This is a genomic window from Chromobacterium indicum, from assembly GCF_039708975.1.
Lineage (GTDB): Bacteria > Pseudomonadota > Gammaproteobacteria > Burkholderiales > Chromobacteriaceae > Chromobacterium > Chromobacterium piscinae.
This window is the reverse complement of the sequence record NZ_JAYFSJ010000012.1, coordinates 1-21,037: the sequence shown is the minus strand read 5'-3', so window position 1 is coordinate 21,037 and position 21,037 is coordinate 1. Positions and strand designations below refer to the sequence as shown.

Genomic DNA, 21,037 nt, shown 5'->3' with positions numbered 1-21,037 from the left:
CAGATTATCCAGCAAAAAACCCGGCCAGTGGCCGGGTTCGATCAGCAATTCGGACGGGGCGCTCAGGATTGCAGCGCGGCCTTGTTGCTCTTTTCGATCTGCTTGTTGATGAACCACTGCTGGGTCATCGACAGCACGTTGTTGACCACGTAGTACAGCACCAGGCCGGCCGGGAAGAAGAAGAACAGCGCGGAGAAGGCCAGCGGCATGATCTTCATCATCTTCGCCTGCATCGGATCGGCCGGCGGCGGGTTCAGGAAGGTCTGCAGGAACATGGTCGCGGCCATGATCACCGGCAGGATGTAGTACGGGTCCGGACGGGCCAGATCGGTGTACCACAGGATCCACGGCGCGCCGCGCAGTTCCACGGAGGCCAGCAGCGCCCAATACAGGCCGATGAACACCGGGATCTGGATCAGCATGGGCAGGCAGCCGCCCAGCGGATTGACCTTCTCGGTCTTATACATCTCCATCACCGCCTGCTGAAACTTCATGCGGTCGTCGCCGTGCTGCGCCTTCAGGCGCTCCAGGCGCGGCGCCAGGGCCTTCATCTTGGCCATCGAGCGGTAGGACGCGGCGGTCAGCGGGTAGAACACCGCCTTCACGGTCAGCGTCAGCAGCACGATCGCCCAGCCCCAGTTGCTCACCAGCGCGTGCAGCTTCACCAGCAGCCAGAACAGCGGCGAGGCGAAGATGTAGAAGATGCCGAAGTCCTTGGCGTATTCCATGCCGTCGGCCAGCTTGGAGATGATGCTGTACTCTTCCGGGCCGGCGAACAGCGGCACGGACACGCTCAGGCTCTTGCCCGGCGCGACGGTGGCGTAGTCCACCAGCGCGGCGGCGGAGTTCAGGCCGGCGGTTTCCTTCAGCTCGAAGCGGCAGGAGCGCTCGTCCTTGCACACCGAGGCGCCGTCCAGCGGCTTCAGGATCCAGGCGGACATGAAGTAGTGCTGCACCATCGCCACCCAACCATCGGTGGTGGTCTTGGCGTAGTCGCCCTTGCCCTTGGCCAGATCGTCGAAGCTCACCTTCTGGAACTTGTGCTCCGAGGTGTACACGGCCGGGCCGGTGTAGGTGTGGGCCATGCGGCCTTCGCCTTCCGGCGCCTGGCTGTCGCGCAGCAGGCGATAGTAGGCGGTGGGGGCCAGCGGCGCCGCGCCGCCGTTCACGATGTCGTAACGGACGCCGATTTCGTAGCTGTTCTTGCTGAAGGTGTAAACCTTGCTCACCTTGACGCCGTTGGCGTCCGGAGCGGTCAGCTTCACTTCCAGCTTGTCGCCGGTCAGCTCGTAGCTGGGCTTGTCGGCGGTGAATACGGTTTTATGGGTCGGCAGAGCCGGGTTGCTTGCCGCCACCAGGCCGGTCTGCGCCACGTAGGTGCGCTTGGCGTCGTCCTCGAACAGCTGGAACGGCTGGTTGTGGTCTTCGGCCGCGCCGTGCTTCAGAAGCTTCAGCGAGCGCAGGTCGCCGCCCACGGTATCGATCTCTGCCTCGACCAGATCGGTCTTGACGTGGATGCGCTGACCACGGGTCAGCTTGTTGGCATCGGCCGGCTGCGCCACATTATTGGCGGCGCCGGTCGTGGCCTGGGTCTTGGCCGCTTGCTGCTGCGGGGTGTGCTTGGGCATGAAATATTCATTCCACCCAAACAAGATGCCCACGGACAGTAGAACAAAGATTATCAGTCGCTTGGAGTCCATCTTCTCGATACCGGAAAGTTCAGGGAACCGGGTCATAGCCGCTGCCGCCCCAGGGGTGGCAACGGCAGATGCGCCTGGCGGCCAGACAGCCACCCTTGAGCGCGCCGTGTTTCCTCACCGCCTCGATCGCATAGCCGGAACAGGTGGGCTGGAAGCGACAACGCGGCGCCAACCACGGGCTGATAGCCAGCTGGTAGAAACGGATCAGGAGGATGAGGATGCGCGACATCGTGCCAGTTTAGCAAACAAGGCCTGCAAAGCCGTTACAGCTTCGGCACGCTGTTCGCGGGTGAACGCCGTCTTGGCGCGCACCACGTAGTCCACGCCGTCCAGGCCTTGCTGGTTGAGGCGGAACCACTCGCGCACGCAGCGCTTGATGTAGTTGCGGCGTACCGCCCGCTTGGCGACCTTCTTGCCGACCACCAAGCCCACACGGGCGTGGTCCAGGCCGTTGGGACGGGCGAACACCTGGAAGAACGCATTGCTGCGCTGTTGCCGCAAACTAAAAACGGATGAGAACTCATCCGTTTTTAACAGCCGGTGCGCACGGCGAAAGCGGTAAGCCGACAAGGGCTTAGACGGCCAGCTTCTTGCGGCCCTTGGCGCGGCGAGCGGCGATGACGGCGCGGCCGCCACGGGTCTTCATGCGGACCAGGAAGCCGTGAGTGCGTTTGCGACGGGTATTGGAAGGCTGGTAAGTACGTTTCATGATATGGGTTTCCTGTTTCGAAACGGAAATAAACGCGTGATTTGACTAGATATTCGCCGCTTTGTCAACGAGGAATTTTCTCCACCCCTGTGGATAACTTTGCAAAAAACCGTTAGAATGTCTAGGTTTACCGTTGCCGTCCGGCTGCACAACAAATGAACGCACCCAAGGGCCCACAGGCCCGCCGCGTTCGAAACACCGCAGCCCGCCGGCCGCTTCCATGCCGAACATTCCGTCGCTCGCGCGCGCGAAACGCGCATCGCGTGCGGCATTTCCCGCTGTTGCAAGCCACGCGCCGGCAGCGGGTTTTTCGCTTTCACTTGGTATGTAATGACTGAACTGGATCAATTCTGGCCTGCGTGCCTCGCCCGCCTGGAGGCCGAACTGTCTTCGCAACAGTTCAACACCTGGATCAAGCCGCTGACCGCCGAAGCCGGCGACGAAGGCATTGCGCTGTTCGCGCCGAACCGCTTCATCATGCAGTTCATCAAAGACCGCTTCCTGCCGCGCATCGAGGAACTGGCCGTTGAACTGGTGGGGGAGCTGCCGGTGGAACTGCGCCTGGGCGCGCCCAGCTCGCGCCCGGCCGCCCCGGTAGCCAGCAGCAGCCAGCCCAGGGCCAAGGAGCCGGCCAAAGCCGCCGCCAGCGCCCCGGCCGCGCCGTCGCCCGCCAAGCAGGCGGCGGTGAAGGCCATTGGCGGCAGCCATGAAAGCACGCGCCTGAACCCGTCCTTCACCTTCGATACGCTGGTGACCGGCAAGGGCAACCAGCTGGCGCGCGCCGCGGCGATGCAGATCGCCGAGAATCCGGGCGACCAGGCCTACAACCCGCTGTTCGTCTACGGCGGCGTGGGCCTGGGTAAGACTCACTTGATCCAGGCGATCGGCAACCACGTGTTCCAGAAGAACCCGCAGGCCAAGATCCGCTACATCCACGCCGAACGCTATGTGGCCGACATCATGCGCGCCTACCAGCACAAGGCCTTTGATGAATTCAAGCGTTACTACCACTCGCTGGATCTGTTGCTGATTGACGACATCCAGTTCTTCGCCGGCAAGAACCGCACCCAGGAAGAGTTCTTCTACGCCTTCAACGCGCTGATCGAGGGCGGCAAGCAGGTGATCATGACCTGCGACAGCTACCCCAAGCAGATAGAAGGCATGGAAGAGCGGCTGATCTCGCGCTTCTCCTGGGGCCTGACCGTGGAAATCCAGCCGCCGGAGCTGGAGATGCGCGTGGCCATTCTGATGAAGAAGGCCGAGGCCGACAGCATCAAGCTGGAGCACAACGTGGCGTTCTTCATCGCCCAGAACGTGCGCTCCAACGTGCGCGAGCTGGAAGGCGCGCTCAAGCGCGTGGTGGCCTACGCCCGCTTCACCAACCAGAACATCACGCTGGAGCTGGTGAAGGAAGCGCTGAAGGACATCCTGGCCGCCGGCAACCGCCAGGTGACGGTGGACGCCATCCAGAAAACGGTGGCCGAGTACTACAAGATCAAGCTGTCCGACATGCACAGCAAAAAGCGTTCGCGCGACATCGCCCGCCCGCGCCAGGTGGCGATGGCCTTGGCCAAGGAGCTGACCCAGCTGTCCTTGCCCAATATCGGCGACGCCTTCGGCGGCCGCGACCACACCACGGTGCTGCACGCCTGCAAGACCATCACCGAGATGCGCGCCAACGACGCCGACATCGCACACGATTACGAAGCGCTGCTGTCCATGCTGCGCAATTAAAACCATGATCCGACTCTTCACTATCCAACGGGAGCCCGCCACATGCTGATCCTGCAAGCCGAACGCGATGCCCTGCTCAAGCCCTTGCTGGCAGTCACCGGCATTGTCGAGCGTCGCCACACGCTGCCCATCCTGTCCAACGTCCTGATCGAGAAAAAGGGCGGACAGGTAGGCTTTTTGGCCACCGACCTGGAAATCCAGATCACCACCGCCAGCAGCGATGAGCTGCCGGGCGAGGATTTCCGCCTCACCACCTCGGCCAAGAAGCTGCAGGACATCCTGCGCGCCATCCCCGGCAACGCCACCGTCACGCTGGAACAGCTGGACGGCGGCCGCCTGGTGCTGAAGGCCGGCAAGAGCCGCTTCAACCTGCAAACCCTGCCGGCGGAAGACTTCCCGCTGCTGTCCGTGGGCAGCGCCGGCGAGTCCAGCTTCACCCTGTCCCAGCGCGAGCTGAAGCGCCTGATCTCCCAGGTGCAGTACGCGATGGCGGTGCAGGACATCCGTTATTACCTCAACGGCCTGTTGATGCAGACCGACGGCAACCAGGTGCGCCTGGTGGCCACCGACGGCCACCGCCTGGCCTTCGCCAGCGCCGACGTGGTCGCCACCCTGCCCAAGGCCGAGGTGATCCTGCCGCGCAAGACCATCATCGAGCTGTACAAGCTGCTGCAGGACAGCGACGACGAGATCAAGATCGAAGTGCTGGCCAACCAGGTGCGCTTCAGCTTCGGCGCCACCGTGATCATCAGCAAGGTGGTGGACGGCAAGTTCCCCGACTACAACCGCGTGATCCCGCTGGACAATGAAAAGATCTTCCTGATCGAACGCCTGGAATTCCTGCACGCGCTGCAGCGCGCCGCCATTCTGGCCAACGAGAAATTCCGCGGCGTGCGCCTGGTGCTGGCACCGGGCAAGATGTCCATCCTGTGCACCAACAGCGAGCAGGAAGAAGCCGAGGAAGAACTGGAAATCGCCTTCCAGGGCGGCACCCTGGAAATCGGCTTCAACATCAATTACCTGTTGGACGTGCTGACCAACCTGCCGGCCGAAACCCTGCAGCTGGCGTTTGGCGACTCCAACCGCAGCGCGCTGTTCACCATTCCGGATGTCAGCAACTTCAAATACATCGTGATGCCGATGCGCATCTGATGTAGCGACGGAGCGGGCGGCCCAGCCGCCCACCGGGTTAAAGAGCCCCCTCCCCCGGGCGGGCGGCTCTCAAGAATGACCGGCGCGGCCCGCCTCACAGCGCAGCCGCCGCCATTTGGAAGGTTTGAGTATGAGCGAACAAGAATACGGCGCGGACAGTATCAAGGTGCTTAAAGGCCTGGATGCGGTGCGCAAGCGCCCCGGCATGTACATTGGCGACACCCAGGACGGCACCGGCTTGCACCACATGGTGTTTGAAGTGCTGGACAACGCCATTGACGAGGCGCTGGCCGGCCATGCCGACACCATCAAGGTCACCATCAATCCGGACAACTCCGTTTCCGTTGAAGACAACGGCCGCGGCATCCCCACCGACATCCACCCGGAAGAAGGGCGATCGGCGGCGGAAGTGATCATGACCATCCTCCACGCCGGCGGCAAATTCGACAGCAACAGCTACAAGATCTCCGGCGGCCTGCACGGCGTGGGCGTATCGGTGGTCAACGCGCTGTCCGACTGGCTGAAGCTGAAAATCTGGCGCGACGGCAAGGTGCATGAAATGGAATTCCGCCGCGGCGACGCCGTGGCCCCGCTCACCGTCACCGGCCATACCAGCCACCGCGGCACCGAAGTCACCTTCTTCGCCAGCGTGGAAACCTTCGGCCACATCGAATTCCACTTCGACATCCTGGCCAAGCGCATCCGCGAACTCTCGTTCCTGAACCAGGGCGTGGGCATCCAGCTGATCGACAAGCGCAGCGGCAAGGAAGAAAACTTCGCCTTCTCCGGCGGCGTGGCCGGCTTCGTGGAATACATGAACCGCAACAAGACCGTGCTGCACCCCAAGGTGTTTTACGGCATCGGTGAAAAAGACGGCATGAGCGTGGAAGTGGCGATGCAATGGAACGACTCTTACCAAGAGAGCGTCCAGTGCTTCACCAACAACATCCCCCAGCGCGACGGCGGCGCCCACATGACCGCGCTGCGCCAGGTGATGACCCGCACGCTGAATCAGTTCATCGAAGAGAGCGAAGCCGCCAAAAAGGCCAAGGTGGACACCACCGGCGACGACATGCGCGAAGGCCTGACCTGCGTGCTGTCCGTCAAGCTGCCGGACCCCAAATTCTCCAGCCAGACCAAGGACAAGCTGGTTTCCAGCGAAATCGGCCCGGTGGTCAACGAAGTGGTCAGCGAAGCGCTGAAGACTTATCTGCTGGAAAACCCCAACGACGCCAAGATCATCTGCGGCAAGATCGTGGAAGCCGCCCGCGCCCGCGAAGCCGCGCGCAAGGCCCGCGAAATCACCCGCCGCAAGGGCGTGATGGACGGCCTGGGCCTGCCCGGCAAGCTGGCCGACTGTCAGGAAAAAGACCCGTCGCTGTGCGAACTGTACCTGGTGGAGGGTGACTCCGCCGGCGGCTCCGCCAAGCAAGGCCGCGACCGCAAATTCCAGGCCATCCTGCCGCTGAAGGGCAAGATCCTCAACGTGGAACGCGCCCGCTTCGACAAGATGCTGCAAAGCCAGGAAGTGGCCACCCTGATCACCGCCATGGGCTGCGGCATCGGCAAGGACGAATACAACCCGGACAAGCTGCGCTACCACCGCATCATCATCATGACTGACGCCGACGTGGACGGCGCGCACATCCGCACCCTGCTGCTCACCTTCTTCTACCGCCAGATGACCGAGCTGGTAGAACGCGGCCACATCTACATCGCCCAGCCGCCGCTGTACAAGGCCAAGCACGGCAAACAGGAACGCTATCTGAAAGACGACGGCGAACTGAACCAGTACCTGCTGCAACTGGCGCTGGAAAAAGCCGAGCTGATCCCGGCCGAAGGCGAAGCCCCGCTGTCCGGCGAAACCCTGGGCGAAATCGCCCGCCAGTTCCTGTTGGCCCGCGCGGTGATGGAACGCGAAAGCCGCGTGATCGACCCGCTGGTACTGGAAGCCATGCTCAAAACCGGCCCGCTGTCGCTGGAAAGCCAACAGCAAGCCGACTCCACCGTGGCCGAGCTGAACAAGCACCTGTCCGCCGACACCATTGAGCTGCAACTGCTGCGCGATGAAAAGAACGACGGCCACCTGGTGAAGATCATCCGCAAGCTGCACGGCAACGTGCTGGTCACCGTGCTGGACCAGAACTTCCTGGACAGCGGCGACTACGCCGAGCTGAAAAAGACCGGCCACCTGCTGGGCGGCCTGCTGCGCCAGGGCGCCCACGTGAAGCGCGGCGAAACCGTGCGTCCAGTGAGCGAGTTTGGCGAAGCGCTGGACTGGCTGCTAGCCGAGGTGAAGAAGGGCATGAACATCCAGCGCTACAAAGGCCTGGGCGAGATGAACCCGGAACAGCTGTGGGAAACCACCATGGACCCGACCGTGCGCCGCCTGCTCAAGGTGCGCATCGAAGACGTGATGGGCGCGGACGACGTGTTCACCACCCTGATGGGCGACGAGGTGGAACCGAGACGTCAGTTCATCGAGGGGAATGCGTTGATTGCGCGGAATATCGATGTTTGATCTTATCGCCTCCTTCAACATGGAATAGTGATTCTATTCCCCACATAAAACAAACCCCCATTAAGGGGGTTTGTTTCATCAAAATTTTAAAACTAGTCACCTGTATTTTATCTATATAAAAAATTAAGTGCTCACACCCTCATTAAATTAATTAAATAAAATGCATCAAAAATACTGCATACAAGACAAATGAGCGAAAATTTTCTTACTGCAAACAATCAATCTCATACAGGAGATGAAATGTGTCACGACTATGACACATCTGATAAATACAACAATTTTTGCCAAAGGTATAAAGCATCACGTAGCCCCGTCGAAGTTGATTTCAGAGCATTGGTAAGCTGGATAAGGAAGGGTGACCAATTAACTCATCAAATCCACCCTTACCCAGCCAAATTACTCCCTCATATTATTCATTTTTTCATACGAGCTAAGTGCTTAACACCTTCATCTAAAATCATACTTGATCCTTTCTGTGGTTCTGGCACTGTTGCTCTTGAAGCATCACTCGCAGGCTTCACACCATATATTGCTGATGCAAATCCTTTCGCTCTACTGTTAGCATCTACTAAAACAAGTAGATTAGAGGGGGAGAGCTTGAACACAAGCTTGCAGCATATAATTAAAAAAGCAAAATCATATAAAAAAGCTCCCGCCGTTGATATAGTAAATTCATCCATTTGGTATTCTTCGAAAAATAAAGCTAGCTTAGAAATAATACTAAGAGCAATAAATTCGACATGCTCTGAAAAAGAGAAAGGCTTTTTTCTAATCTGCTTTTCACATCTAGCAAAAAAATTAAGCTATGCGGACCCAAACATAAGTGTACCAGTACGCTTAAAAGAAAAAGAAAAATTTACTCCAGATATCAATACAAAAATTCGCGAAAAAATTTACTGGATTAATTCTGCTAGTGCAATTGATGAGTTCAGAAAAATATGCAGTGCAAATATGGATAGATTTGCCAATACTAACGAGCTCTTCCCTGATCGAAATGAATCAGTAGTTGTTGGAACTGACGCAAGGAACTTAAAAAACCCCACTGATAATGCTTTACGAATGGATAGCTCGTCAGTTCCATTGATAATAACATCGCCCCCTTATTGTAGTGCTCAAAAATATATTAGAGCATCAACCTTCTCGCTAAATTGGCTCGGGCTAGCCTCGCCCAAAAAACTTTCAGAATTAGAAGGAAAATCTATTGGAAGAGAACATCTCCCAAAGAGTAGAGAGTGCTTTGGCAGAGAGGATTTTTTATCAGAGAAATATAAAACCCTTATCACCTCAATATCCAAAGTAAATGTAGATAGAGCAAGAATTACCCAGAAATACCTTGAAGAAATGGACGATGTAGTTAATGAAATGGTCCGTGTCTTAGAACCTGATGGCCTTGCTATTATTGTCATTGGTAATAATATGGTTTGTGGCCATCCTCTGCATACTGATGACTTTCTCATTGAACGATTCTTACATCGCGGAGTGACTCTTGAGTTACATTTACTAGATGATATTAAGTCTAGAGGGTTAATGACCAAACGAAACAAAACAGCTTCATTAATCTCAAGAGAATCCGTACTTATATTCAGAAAGTAAAATACTATGCCGCCTCTTCCATATGAAAATGAACTTCGTACTCTTGCCTCTCATGTCTGGGATGAGGAGGTTCGCTGGTCAGAGATGCGTGCATGGGCTGAAAATTTTTCTGGTTGCATATTTTCTGCTGAAATGGAAAAGCAGTATGCTCTACTTGCATTGTCTAGATTTATGTATTTTAGTAAGCGACTTGTACGAGAGATGCTTAAATCCCTATATCGAGATCACTTTCGACCGACCGTAATACAACGCATTCGAAGAAATCACAAAGACACAAAAGATATATCTTTCCTTAACAAAGTCTTTGATTTGGAATTAAACTCAACAAGATTTTTAGGTGTTGGAAACCCTTCAGAAAGTGGCGCCCACCTACTTTACTATTTTAGACAAGTAAATTATCTCCCAAAGAATTTATTCTCTGACATTGCCGCTGCGTTTGCTCCACAAGTAGATAGAACGCCAGGATCTAAAGGTTTTACTTTTGTTCCTCGCGATAGCAGTGTAACAAGATATGTTTTCTTTGACGACATGGTTGGATCAGGTGAACAAGCCTCAAGATACCTTGGCTCATATCTAGGCAATATAAAAAAAAGCAATCCCGCTATTGATATAAAATATATGTGCTTGTTTTCAACGGCTGCAGGACTAAAAAAATTAAATCAACCACATCTCTTTGATGGAAATGCTACCTGCCTATTTGAACTTGATGATACATATAAGTGCTTAGCGCCTAATTCTAGATATTTCTTAGGCGCACCTGCTTGGTTTGACATAAACAAGTTTAAAGATATCATCGACAAATACGCGGAAAAAATGCCGGAGCATGAAGCATATGGATATGGCGGTTGCCAGTTAATGCTAGGTTTTTCTCACAACACACCTGATAATACTTTACCTCTATTTTGGTACAGTGGAAGAGAAGAACCTTGGAATCCTGCATTTTTACGATATGACAAGCAGTATGGCTAAGGAGTAAATATGTCTACCAGAAACAACCCTTTTGCTCTTGTTCGCGCCGCCGATTACTCCGACTCCCAAATTAATGCCTTGTGGGTTGAGCTAGGTGAAGCAGTAATTAGCAGTGTCATTGAACCAACCTCTACAATTTCAAAATATATTCTTGGAGGAAGGGGCTCAGGAAAAACTCACCTTCTCAGATATCACTCATATCCAGCTGTAAAATTACGCAACCCTAATATGACTGGTATTGAAGTTATAAAAAGACAAGGATATCTTGCTGTTTTTCAGCGAGCAACCGCTCTAGATGCTGCACGATTTGAAGTTGCAGTAGATGATCATGGGAAATGGCAACAGTTATTTGGCGTCTATCTTGAATTAAAGCTTGCTGAAGGCCTTATTGACGCACTTTGTGACATAAAACGAACGACTCCCGACATCATTTTCGATGATAGCTCCCTGATAAATGAGCTAACCACCACAATTCTAGATAATAAATTATTTGAAATTAGCGCTTTAGAGGAGTTTAAGAAATGGTTAGTTGTAGAAAAAAGAAAAATAGATGATGCCATCAATAATGCTGCATTCTCAGGTGGATTAGAAATACGTGTCCCCTTTTCAATTGGCTCGCTTTGCCTGCCAATTAGAAAGGCGATTGATAAGTGGAGTGAGGACATGCGAGATATCCCCTTACTCTATCTTATAGATGAAATTGAAAACTTCTCGATTAAACAACAACAAGTAGTAAATACGCTTATCCGCTATGGTGAAGGAATGGCGACATTCCGCGTAACAGGGCGACTATATGGGGTGAAAACGTATTCAACCATTGGAGATGGTGAGGAAAATCGAGAAGGTGCAGAGTTTAAAAAAACAGACCTGGATGATTTATTAAAAAATTATCAAAAATACGGCACTTTTGCTAGAAAATTTGTTTTGAAACGAATTGGAATCGAATCCCAAGACAGCATAATTGATCCTGCGTGCTACTTTGATGAGATAAAATCTGATAATTTTTATATTGATTTCATTAACAAACTTTGCATTGAAGAAAAAGACTCGATTTTTCTTAAACCATTTACTGATGCTATACATGCTTCAAAAAGTACAAATCTCAACAAGGAGAGTATTGGAAAAATTATTACCAATTTATCACTTGAATTTCCTCTAATTCTACAAAAACTAAACTTGCTCATTTTTTGCAAAAAATATTCGGAAAAGAAAGACCCAATAGAATTATCAATAGCAATCAGAGAAATGTGCACTAACTTTATTAACAAAGATAGCACAGGAAAATATTACGCAAATGCATATAGCCATTACAAAGCAGATCTTTTCTCCCAAATTTGCAGGGAGTCTAAGAAAGTTGAAAATATTCCCTATGCTGGATTTGATACCTTTGTTCAAATGTCATCAGGAAATGCACGAAATCTATTGATAATATTGAGCCGAGCTTATGAAATAGCTGCATTCCGAGAAGTAGATTTTCTTAAAGAAGAACCACTTTCGATATCAATTCAAACCTTAGCTGCAACTGAAGCAGCACGTTTTATATTTGAGCGTGATACGAATTATGGCAGTCTAGCAGACCAAGCAAAAATAGCCGTAGAACGACTAGCAACACTCCTAAGGACAGCGCGATATTCATTGAACATTCCAGAAGTTTCACCATTAACAATTAGCTTTTCTGATGATCAATTATCACCCAAATCGCGGGAAGTTTTAGATGCGGCTCTAAACTACTCCCTATTATTTGAAACATCTCGGGGCAGGCCTGATAGAAACAGTCAGCGATTAAATAGAAAGGTACAATTAAATCCGCTTCTTTCTCCTCGCTGGGGTTTACCAATCGGCAAACGTGGTGATATTAGCCTACCAGCCGAGATAATAGCTTCCATTTTTGAGCCTGACTATATAAATGAATTCAATACCGCTCTGAAACAATTAAATCAAAAATGGAACTCCCCCTTCAATCCTAACCCTGCCTTAATGACCCAAGTGAGTCTTTTTGATTAAGCCATGGACTACTCAATTTTTTATAAACGCACAATAAGCACTGAAAGAATCAAGCAAGAAATACCTCATTTTGATATTTTCATTTCTGCTTTCAACACATCAGACCGCGTTCAAACAGTATTTGACAACATTAATGCAACAGAAAAATTCTGGCTACTACATCCAGAATATGATTACGACTACATGGATGTACCTGTGGGGCAAGTATGCATAAAACCTTCTCAGCTTGATGAGATGAACCAAGTCGATCAATTAATTTCAGCGTTGCCTATGCTAACAGGAAAAAGAATTTGTATTGACATCACCGGATTTATGCGCCACGTATTATCTTTCTTAATTGCAAAACTTGCTTATTTAGATATAAGGACCTTTGACGTCATTTACTCAGAGCCAATTTCTTATTCAAAGGCAGAAGATACACTATTTAGTACAGAAACATCTGGGGTTGTCCGTCCTGTTCGTGGGATGGCAGGTAGTAACATAACGGGTGGGAAAGACCATTTAATAATAGGCGTAGGCTTTGATTCTAATTTGATATCTCTTGTATCGCATCAAAAGGATGACGCAGAAACCTATCCACTTTTTGCCTTTCCCTCACTAAGTGCCGATATGTATCAGCAAAGTGCAATACGAGCAGCAAAGAGTGGCGAGGTTGCTCTTCAGAATGAGTGGCTTAGTAACAGGTTATTTGCACCCGCCAATGACCCTTTCGCTACTGCTCAAGTTCTGAGTGAATTAATCTCTAAAATTGACAGAAAACACCCCGAATCCAATATATATTTATCTCCGCTCTCTACAAAAGCACAAGCCCTTGGCTTTGCTTTATACTGGTGCCTTGAAGGAAGACAGAGAAAAACTACTTCCATTTTGCTACCCGAATGCATCCGCTACTCTAGAGAAACTAGCACTGGGTTAAGAAGGCTTTGGCTATACACCATAGAGATTTGACATCTTTCATGGCGAGTTATCTAGAATAATCTTTGCAATCCATCATAAAACAATCTCGTTCTTAAAATAAATGAAAGACTATTGCAGATGGCCGACAGAAAATATCGATACAAAAATCCTGAGAATCATAATGAATGTATTATTGCAATATATGAGGAATTGACTGCCACCCCCAAGAAAAATTATTATGATCGTCCAACGGAAACACTAAAAGACTACACCATTGCAATTCTTGAAAAAATGAAGGAAGCTGAGTCGAGAAGGACCTATGACTTAGAAAGAGAAGTAAACGCAACGTCATGGGCTCTAGGAGCTCTTGCAATGCTAGGCCTAGTTTTTCTAGCGAATGGGTTTTCAGATGCGAATGACTGGGAATGGTTAAGCAACCATCGCTTTGCAATTAAATTATGGGGAATTGCAATTTCTGCTTCTTTTATTGGGGTATCTATAGAAAGAAGCTCATTTTTTAAAAACTTATGGTCTTTCGGGGTCACGAAAGTTATAGCTTCATTAGCCGTATCCGTGCTTTTCGTATTTAGCTCTGGAAAAGCAGGCAGTTTAATAAACTCAGTTTTCCCAGTAGATGCATCGGCGCTTCCATTCACTAGAGCGATTACCGCTGGCTTACTCGCTTTTCAATACACATACCCATTACTTATAGTAGTAGCTCTCTTTGCTTTTTTTCATGCCATAAACACTGTTACTTGGCTGAAAATGAAACTTACCGGGAAAGGAAAGTATGAGCTGCCACCAGTACAATCATTCGCCTTTCTTATACTATCGATTGCTGTTCTTCTTTTTGTTTCAAGATGGGTAAATCAAGATTTTTCCGATACAGCTTGGCCTGCCAAGATTTACAGGCTGGCACACACCTTAGATTTTAACTCAAAATATGAATGTACAAATTTAAGGCAGGGACTATCTGTTGTCTTTCTTGGGGCAGATCACTCACGAGTACTTGTAGATGTCACATCTGCCCAGACAGATAGCCTAGAATCCTTTGTTGACTCAAAACTTAGCGGAGAAGTTATTATGCCAGGTAAATTCTATGTTCTTCCCTGTGATGCAGGAATGCCTAAACCCCGCTAAAAAATCCTGATTCTGCGTTGCACCTCCTTGTCGTGCGACTGGTACTGCCTGCGTCGGCTCACCTTGGCTCAGGTTCTCTGCGAGGTTTTATTAGCGGCTCGAAATACGATCTTTGTAAATGTAATAATTCAAGAATGGCGATGTTTTTATAACTGCACCACATATTGGCGTAGGTACTTCTCCTCTTGCCACTTAGAGCTTCTCGCTAGATAATTATCGGGTACTGTTCAATAGCAGTACCGGGATTGGCGTCCCGAAGAATCTCGGCGGACTGCAGCGAAAGCTCCAGTCCTCACACCATTGCTACGTGCAATCTATGGCGGGCCTTGGTGGGAGTGTCGCAAGACACGCCGGTTCCGAGATTCCGGTAACGCCAATCCCGCCATGTGCCTGCCACCCACCGATTGGCGTCGGAGACGCAGGCGAGCACTTAAATCTCGGAGAATCTTGCCATGACAAGCATTTCCCGCAGTGCGTCTCACTCTGTCGTATCCCCCAGCCCTTTGCTCCGTTCCGGGGCGTCTGCCTCTTTGTCTCAGCCCAGCCTGCTGGCCATGCATCGGCTGCATGATGCCTTTGCCGCCTTGCAGGACCAGCTAGCCCGCAAGCCGCAGGCCTGCGCCCGCGTGCCGGCGGCGCAGCTGGCGCATTTGTGCCGCGACATTGAGGACGCGGTGGTGGAAACCATCTGCCACCTGGCCCACGGCCAGCTGGGCTTGCAGGCGCTGTTGGGCCTGCTGTCCGCGCTGGGCGACGATGTGCGCCTGCCTTCCAGCCGCCTCCTGCAGTTGTTGGCGCCGCTGGACAAGCGGATGGAAGCGTCGCTCAGCCGGCTCACCGGCGTGCTGTAAGCCGCTGCCGCCGCGGCCCACCCGGGCACGGCGGCCGCTGAGAACCCCGTGTTGGGGTGGACAGCGGCGTGGCGGCTCCTTGGGGGCGCACTCACCCATCGCGCCCCTCGCCGCCTGCGCATCAGGCACCGCTCCGCCCTCGCCGCTTTCTCCGCCCTCGCACGGGACGCACTGACTTGCCGCTCGCCCACACGCATTGGCCTTTCCCCGGCCGCAGGCCGGACAGGCGCAGGCTTACGCCTGGGCGGGCGGACTTTCTCGCTGGAGGATACGCATGTCCCACCCCACTGAATTTGCGCCGTTTGTCGTGCACATCCGCCCCCAGGCGCACGGCCACGGGCCACACCGCCACCTGCGGCCATCCAACCCGGCCGCGCCGCTGGCCAAGCTGCACCACATCTTTGCCCAGCTGCAGGAGCAGTTGGCCGACCCCGATCTAGCCAGCCTGCGCCAACCCGTGGCGCAGCTGGCCCACCTGTGCCGGGAGATGGAGGACGCGGTAAGGGAATCCATCCCCCACCTGGCCCACGCCCAGCTGGGCCTGGAATCCATGATGGACCTGCTCTCATGCCTGGGCGACGACGTGCGCCTGCCATCCAGCCGGCTGAAGGAGCTGCTGACGCCGTTGCTTAAGCGCATGGACCAGCCGCTCCACCTGCTCACCCGCGCGCTGTAAGCGCACAGCCCGCCGGGCCGGCGCGCGCAGGCCCGGCGGTTTCCGCTATCCAGTCATGGAGGAAAACGCATGTCCAACATCACCCCGCTTACCCCGCCCACACCCGGCAACGAACCCAACGCCGGCAAGCCAAACCACCGCCCCGCCACGGTGGCGGCGCTGGTGGAGCTGAACCAGCTCATCGCCAAGCTGCAAAACCCGCTCACCCACCACAGCCCCACCGCCCTGCGCCTGCTGCTGGAAAGGCTGGCCGAGCTCAACCAGGACATCGAACAAACCCTCAGCGCCAGCAACCAAACCCTGGCCCGCGCCAGCGAAGGCATGCAATCGCTGCTGGACCTGCTGCGCCTGGCAGACGGCACCCCATTCCCCGCCCGCCAACTGTTCAGCCTGCTCACCCCGCTACACCAGGAAATGCTGCTGGCCCGCTACCAGTTGGTAGGCAAGGTGTAGCAAAAAGCCCACCCGGCCGGATGGCGGGGTGGGCTGTTTTTAAGCTATTTTGAGTTCAACACTATCTGTGTATTAGCCGCACTTATTGTGCAACCTCAATCAATTCCGATATAGCTCGATAATATTTTCCGCTGAAACTACCATTTCAGGAGAAACAGTAGGTCTATTAATATAGCTTCCTTGTACAACTCGGCACCGAACGACTTTTTTATCAGATAGCTCTCGTACGATTTTATAGCTGAATGGAAGAGACCACCGCCCGTCATCTACCATATGAGCAATGGTGCTAGCTTTATAAACAAATAACCCCCTCTCCTGGCCAGCATTCTCAATCGTTCCAGTCCAGCTCACTCCATTATTTAGCTCAATAAAATCATTTACAGAGGCATTGCCTATCAGGCAGTTTAACCGACTCAACTTTCTGGATAATCCAGGGTCAGCACTGGAAAATTTGAATTTTATTTCAACTCCTGATTTTTGCGCCGCTATGTATTGAATTGGACCAATAGCGCTTACCCAACCGAGCAACCCACTTAGTGCATAAAACAATAGAAGCAATGGCATACTCAGCGCCTTTGTAAATTCAAGCTTGCAGCGAAATCATTGATCCTAGTCTAACACATCAGAAACTGCTGATTTTCTAGTTCGCCGTGCAGGTTCAACACTGCAAACTTTACGTTCCAGCACTTCCCTTGGTTCCAAATAATCCCCGCTATTGAAAGTAAAGCCAGCTCGTGAGTCATGCACGTAGAAATCAAAAAACTTAGTTATTTTCTCATCAGGCACTACTGACTTCTCCCATGTATCCCAATAAGCCAACTGCCGGGAGTTCAGCTCATATGGTCGGAAATTTTTCCCGTACATTTCACGAACTTCCACTAATTTTTCTCGATACTTTCTAGAATCAGAAATCTTCAACCTTGCCCATTCAACGTTCTCTTTTCTGCTAAGATTTTCAAATGGGATTTTCCGTAAATATTTACGCTGATCGCTTAACTCATTTTCTAGTTCTTTTGCCAAGTCCGCGCGCTCTTCTCTAACTTTCCCATAAAGCGAATCAATATCTCCATCCTGCCTCAGCTTCATCCAACCATAATAAAGCTTCATATGCGAAAGAATTGTATCATCTAAATTTGACCCGCCACTTTTCACCTGTGTCCGATAATGATCATACAATTCTTTCACTTCAGGGTTATACTCAAAGAAATCAAAAGCCTTTTTATGTGATAGATTTCCATTTTTAAGTTCTGCAGGTGTCAAAAATGGAACGCCCGACAGATAAGCATCTAAACGCATGGCATTCAATGGCAAACGAGCCAAGGTATCAAACCGCCCCTGTTCATTGGGTCGATATCCACCACCAACATCAGAGTGCATACCTGGCCATACACTTTCCTCACCAGGAGGTGCACCTTCAACATCAGCTACCATTGTTAATGGAAATGCCCCACGTAGTTCGTGCGCAGAAACATAATGGACACAACGCTCTACGACATTAGGCAATGTCATACATTGTGATGGAGACCAGTTTTTTGCCACCATACCAACTGACTCTACTGTGTCAAATATTCCAACGTAGCGGATACAAACCTCAGCCGACACTCCATCTTTCGCATTAGGCATCCGCCAATGAGGTACCCGTCCTTCCCAAGCGCACTCCTTCAATAATAAATTAACCCATGCTCTTGCAAGTGTTGCACCACGCGAAAAACCAAAAACGGCAATATTTATTTTTTTAACTCGCTGACAAGAAGCTAAGTTCTCTTTGAATTGTTTGAATGCATCATCCATTCGAGCATCCATACCCAAACCAAAACCACCACCTAATGCACCACTATCTCTTAGTTTCGAAAACCAACCGGCACTACTGACAGAAAGTGGAGTTCCTGGCCCTGCAACATAAATTCTAAATATACCGCGATCTATCTCTTCAGAATGGCCCTGAAATAATCGATAGACGTTTGACCACTTTTTTTTATCTGCATCTATCGCACCATTATTTCCTGTCCCATCAAAAAAAACACTCACCCATGGATTTTGCTCACATGTAGGACAACCAGATAGCAATGGATGCAGCTCCTGCCTCTTTTGCGCAGCTTCCATTTGCATCTCGAATGAGCTATCGCACCAGTCTTGCATAATAGCCTCTTTTATTTTTTACACACCCAATAAAATGGATTTCTTCTACCGTTAATTTCATAAGGAGCATCAAGATTCTCTTTTTTTCCAAAAGCATAGACATGCACATCGGAAGGAGAACACATTACAGTCCCAATCACGGGAAGCTCTGTATTTTCCAAGCTTCCTTCAACATGTACAATTCGCTCACTCCATGGCAACAAATCTATCTCACTCAAACTTGAATGAATTGGATACGCCTTCCAGCGAATCTTGACCTTGCTGCCTGGTTTCGGGAATACACCACCAATGTATGAGCTGCCAAAACCACTTCCACCTCTGGAGTAAATATCGGCATCGCCTTCATGCAACTTGCCGCCATCCAAACGGTATAATTCGTAGAAAAATCCCATATCATTGGATCGATTGGCCTGGCTGAAGCTAACTCGAGTAAGCTCCCCCGCCTTATAATTGACACCTCGAACAGGATCAAACATATACCCTGATGAGCAAGCCATTAATGAGATAACTCCCAACAAAGCGCTGAAAAATTTTAACTTCCACATAAAAGAACCCATCAAGTTGGCATTCATATCTCTATGAATAATGACCGATATAAGTTTAGAGATTACATCTCTTTACAACTGAGGCAAGCGCGAGAAATAAATCATTTCTGTCCAGATAAATAAACAGCATCACATCTTTTACATCAGCGCTTGCTTTCTGGTTTGAAAAAATTCTTCCAATTTGACTTTGGCCGGATCAGACAAACCATAAGTCAACCAGTTAACCGGAACACCCTCTCCAGACCCAGCCTCATGCATTCTTTGAGCTATTTCAGGGATCTTTTGATCCACATCCTTCACCGTCAGCATAGCTAAAATGCACCATGATAAAATGGCATTGATATCTGTTAAGACGTAGGCAGCTCTAGCATACTCAACCATTTCTTGTATCCACGCCAATGCATGCCATTGAATTTTCGGTAAGGTATCAGGTAAATGATGCCTCAACCACTGATAAACATCCTCAGTCAGCCGTTCATCATTCAAAGCCTGCGCCAACTCTGCGGAGAGAGGAAATACCTCTCCATGAAATGGATGGCGATATGGATTCATCACCATACCTGCATTATCACCTGTCAATTTTTGCCACTCATTGCCTCGATCCAGCACCCACCATTCGGCAACTGGACCAAATAAGACAGCACGATACTCATCGGGCAATTCCCGATGCAATATAGGCAGAACAGTAGCCTGGTAAAAATGAAACCAAATGAGCTGCTTATTGCCAACATCAAAGCCATCCAACTGGCGTTGATAATGAGCATTCAAATCAGACAATTCATGCTTGCTCAATACCAATTGCAGTGGCTGCGGAAAGTTGCTAAGCAAACCTTCCAATACCGCCCAGCCGGTATCGCTCAACGTATCCACATCAAGCCATTGCGGCCCATCCTCAATCACAGAGGATAAGCCAGTATCTGCAAATAATGGCACTAAAGAGAATAACTTACGTTGCTTGCGATTTAATACACTACCATCCAGCAACAGGTATGCACGGTTACCATGCTGTAGAGTTTGAAGCCGGTTCTCTACCAGTAATCTAAGCGCGCTCATCATTTTTTCGTCATGCCTGATTTGTGCTGTATTGCCGCCAGCTGACAACTTGGCGTATCACCCTGAGGCAAAGTTGGGAAGGGCAGGTTAGTACTGGCGGGCCCGCTCCAATCATGGCTGGCCCCCTTGAAGCTGACGGTGCCCGGTGCATGCAGCTCAACCTTGCCGTCCTTGATCCGCACATAGGCGCCGCCGCTGGTGAGCAGGATTTCCTGTTTACCGTTGAGGTGGATCTTCTGCTTGACCGAGGTGATGGTCAGGTCCTTATCCGCCGTCAGCTCCATCGCGTCGCTCTGCGCCTGCACTTGCACCTTGCCCTTGGCGGCAATCAACTTCAGCGCCACCTTGTCCTTCACGCCGGCCACGAACAGGCTGATGTGCTGGCCGACGTTGTGCAGCCAGCGCCGGCCGGTGGTGTGGTTGGCGTCGCGCTGGGCGATCAGGTTCAGGTTCTGGCCGGCGGAGACGGTTTGGCTCTGCTCGGTCAGGCTGGCGATGCCGGCTGGGCCGGACAGCACCAGCAGCGGCTGCTGGCCGGCTTGATCCTTGGCGGTTTTGCCGTCTTTGTCGGTGTTGCTGCCGGCTTCCCAGGCTTTCAACGCGTCGGCGTGGTGCTGCAGGTGGCCGTCGCTTTTCTTGCCGGCCTTGGCGTTGTCCGGGCCGATTTCGTCGGGCCCGGTTTCCATGGTGTCGGCCAGTTGGCCGGTGGCGGTTTCGGCCAGCGCCTGGCTGAGGGAGAGGGCGGCGTCGAGCTGGCTCTGGGCGTGTTCGCGGGCCAGTTGTTTGCCAGAAGCGCCGTTCTGCGCTTCGGTGGACAGCAGCAAGCCGTGCGCGGCGCGGATGGTGCCGTGATTGTCGGTGCGCAGCTCGAAGCCGTCGCCGCGCGGCTGGGCCTTGCCGT

General features: G+C 51.6%; 20 protein-coding genes. 11 read left to right on the top strand and 9 right to left on the bottom strand.

All coding sequences use genetic code 11. The features are described from left to right. Positions 1–62 precede the first annotated feature (62 nt). From yidC to rpmH, 4 genes are read right to left on the bottom strand one after another with little or no spacing between them, the layout of a single operon-like run. The gene (gene yidC, locus VA599_RS16690; RefSeq protein ID WP_021477549.1) at positions 63–1,700 is read right to left on the bottom strand and encodes a membrane protein insertase YidC; all 1,638 of its coding nucleotides are present in this window, start codon (positions 1,698–1,700) and stop codon (positions 63–65) included. A gap of 19 nt (positions 1,701–1,719) precedes the next feature. Then, positions 1,720–1,929 carry a membrane protein insertion efficiency factor YidD gene (yidD, locus tag VA599_RS16685; protein WP_021477548.1) on the bottom strand — a complete coding sequence of 70 codons (210 nt, stop codon included), beginning with the start codon at positions 1,927–1,929 and terminating at the stop codon, positions 1,720–1,722. Further along, positions 1,905–2,270, bottom strand: coding sequence for a ribonuclease P protein component (rnpA, locus tag VA599_RS16680; RefSeq protein WP_011137952.1), 366 nt, complete (start codon positions 2,268–2,270; stop codon positions 1,905–1,907). The genes yidD and rnpA overlap by 25 nt, the downstream gene beginning before the upstream one ends. Positions 2,271–2,274: 4 nt before the next feature. Then, positions 2,275–2,409: a 50S ribosomal protein L34 gene (rpmH, locus tag VA599_RS16675; RefSeq protein ID WP_021477546.1), complete on the bottom strand. Its 135-nt coding sequence runs from the start codon at positions 2,407–2,409 to the stop codon at positions 2,275–2,277. Positions 2,410–2,739: 330 nt separating this feature from the next. Here rpmH and dnaA point away from each other — a divergent pair, with 330 nt between their 5' ends. The 11 genes from dnaA (at position 2,740) to VA599_RS16620 (ending at position 16,399) form a co-directional block, all read left to right on the top strand. Next, positions 2,740–4,143, top strand: coding sequence for a chromosomal replication initiator protein DnaA (gene dnaA, locus VA599_RS16670; protein ID WP_021477545.1), 1,404 nt, complete (start codon positions 2,740–2,742; stop codon positions 4,141–4,143). A gap of 42 nt (positions 4,144–4,185) precedes the next feature. Further along, entirely contained in the window at positions 4,186–5,295 is a 1,110-nt protein-coding gene (dnaN, locus tag VA599_RS16665; RefSeq protein WP_346789601.1) for a DNA polymerase III subunit beta, read from the top strand. 130 nt (positions 5,296–5,425) lie between these two features. Continuing rightward, positions 5,426–7,816, top strand: a complete 2,391-nt coding sequence (gene gyrB / locus VA599_RS16660) for a DNA topoisomerase (ATP-hydrolyzing) subunit B (RefSeq protein ID WP_346789599.1) — start codon at positions 5,426–5,428, stop codon at positions 7,814–7,816. A gap of 189 nt (positions 7,817–8,005) precedes the next feature. Then, complete coding sequence (locus VA599_RS16655; protein WP_346789597.1) at positions 8,006–9,409, top strand: hypothetical protein; 1,404 nt, start codon at positions 8,006–8,008, stop codon at positions 9,407–9,409. A 6-nt stretch (positions 9,410–9,415) separates the two neighbouring features. Next, complete coding sequence (locus VA599_RS16650; RefSeq protein ID WP_346789596.1) at positions 9,416–10,378, top strand: phosphoribosyltransferase-like protein; 963 nt, start codon at positions 9,416–9,418, stop codon at positions 10,376–10,378. Between the two features lie 9 nt (positions 10,379–10,387). Continuing rightward, on the top strand, positions 10,388–12,382 hold the full coding sequence (locus VA599_RS16645; protein ID WP_346789594.1) for an ORC-CDC6 family AAA ATPase: 1,995 nt from the start codon (positions 10,388–10,390) through the stop codon (positions 12,380–12,382). A gap of 3 nt (positions 12,383–12,385) precedes the next feature. Then, positions 12,386–13,330 (top strand): hypothetical protein, encoded by a 945-nt coding sequence (locus VA599_RS16640; RefSeq protein WP_346789593.1) that lies wholly within the window; start codon positions 12,386–12,388, stop codon positions 13,328–13,330. Between the two features lie 87 nt (positions 13,331–13,417). After that, positions 13,418–14,419: a hypothetical protein gene (locus VA599_RS16635; protein WP_346789591.1), complete on the top strand. Its 1,002-nt coding sequence runs from the start codon at positions 13,418–13,420 to the stop codon at positions 14,417–14,419. 530 nt (positions 14,420–14,949) lie between these two features. Further along, entirely contained in the window at positions 14,950–15,270 is a 321-nt protein-coding gene (locus VA599_RS16630) for a DUF1484 family protein (protein ID WP_244899010.1), read from the top strand. Between the two features lie 274 nt (positions 15,271–15,544). After that, the gene (locus tag VA599_RS16625) at positions 15,545–15,946 is read left to right on the top strand and encodes a DUF1484 family protein (RefSeq protein ID WP_346789589.1); all 402 of its coding nucleotides are present in this window, start codon (positions 15,545–15,547) and stop codon (positions 15,944–15,946) included. A 69-nt stretch (positions 15,947–16,015) separates the two neighbouring features. Further along, positions 16,016–16,399 carry a DUF1484 family protein gene (locus tag VA599_RS16620; RefSeq protein ID WP_346789587.1) on the top strand — a complete coding sequence of 128 codons (384 nt, stop codon included), beginning with the start codon at positions 16,016–16,018 and terminating at the stop codon, positions 16,397–16,399. A 99-nt stretch (positions 16,400–16,498) separates the two neighbouring features. On the opposite strand, the gene VA599_RS16615 is transcribed toward VA599_RS16620, so the two are convergent. The 5 genes from VA599_RS16615 to VA599_RS16595 all read right to left on the bottom strand — a co-directional run. Then, complete coding sequence (locus VA599_RS16615; protein WP_221668043.1) at positions 16,499–16,963, bottom strand: hypothetical protein; 465 nt, start codon at positions 16,961–16,963, stop codon at positions 16,499–16,501. Positions 16,964–17,008: 45 nt separating this feature from the next. After that, complete coding sequence (locus tag VA599_RS16610; RefSeq protein ID WP_158677479.1) at positions 17,009–18,502, bottom strand: T6SS phospholipase effector Tle1-like catalytic domain-containing protein; 1,494 nt, start codon at positions 18,500–18,502, stop codon at positions 17,009–17,011. A gap of 47 nt (positions 18,503–18,549) precedes the next feature. Then, the gene (locus VA599_RS16605; RefSeq protein WP_260455264.1) at positions 18,550–19,110 is read right to left on the bottom strand and encodes a hypothetical protein; all 561 of its coding nucleotides are present in this window, start codon (positions 19,108–19,110) and stop codon (positions 18,550–18,552) included. A gap of 111 nt (positions 19,111–19,221) precedes the next feature. Next, positions 19,222–20,139 carry a DUF4123 domain-containing protein gene (locus tag VA599_RS16600; protein WP_104945926.1) on the bottom strand — a complete coding sequence of 306 codons (918 nt, stop codon included), beginning with the start codon at positions 20,137–20,139 and terminating at the stop codon, positions 19,222–19,224. Further along, positions 20,136–21,037, bottom strand: a 902-nt coding sequence (locus VA599_RS16595; RefSeq protein ID WP_346789583.1) for a DUF2345 domain-containing protein, incomplete at its 5' end; no start/stop codon positions are given. The genes VA599_RS16595 and VA599_RS16600, both read right to left, overlap by 4 nt.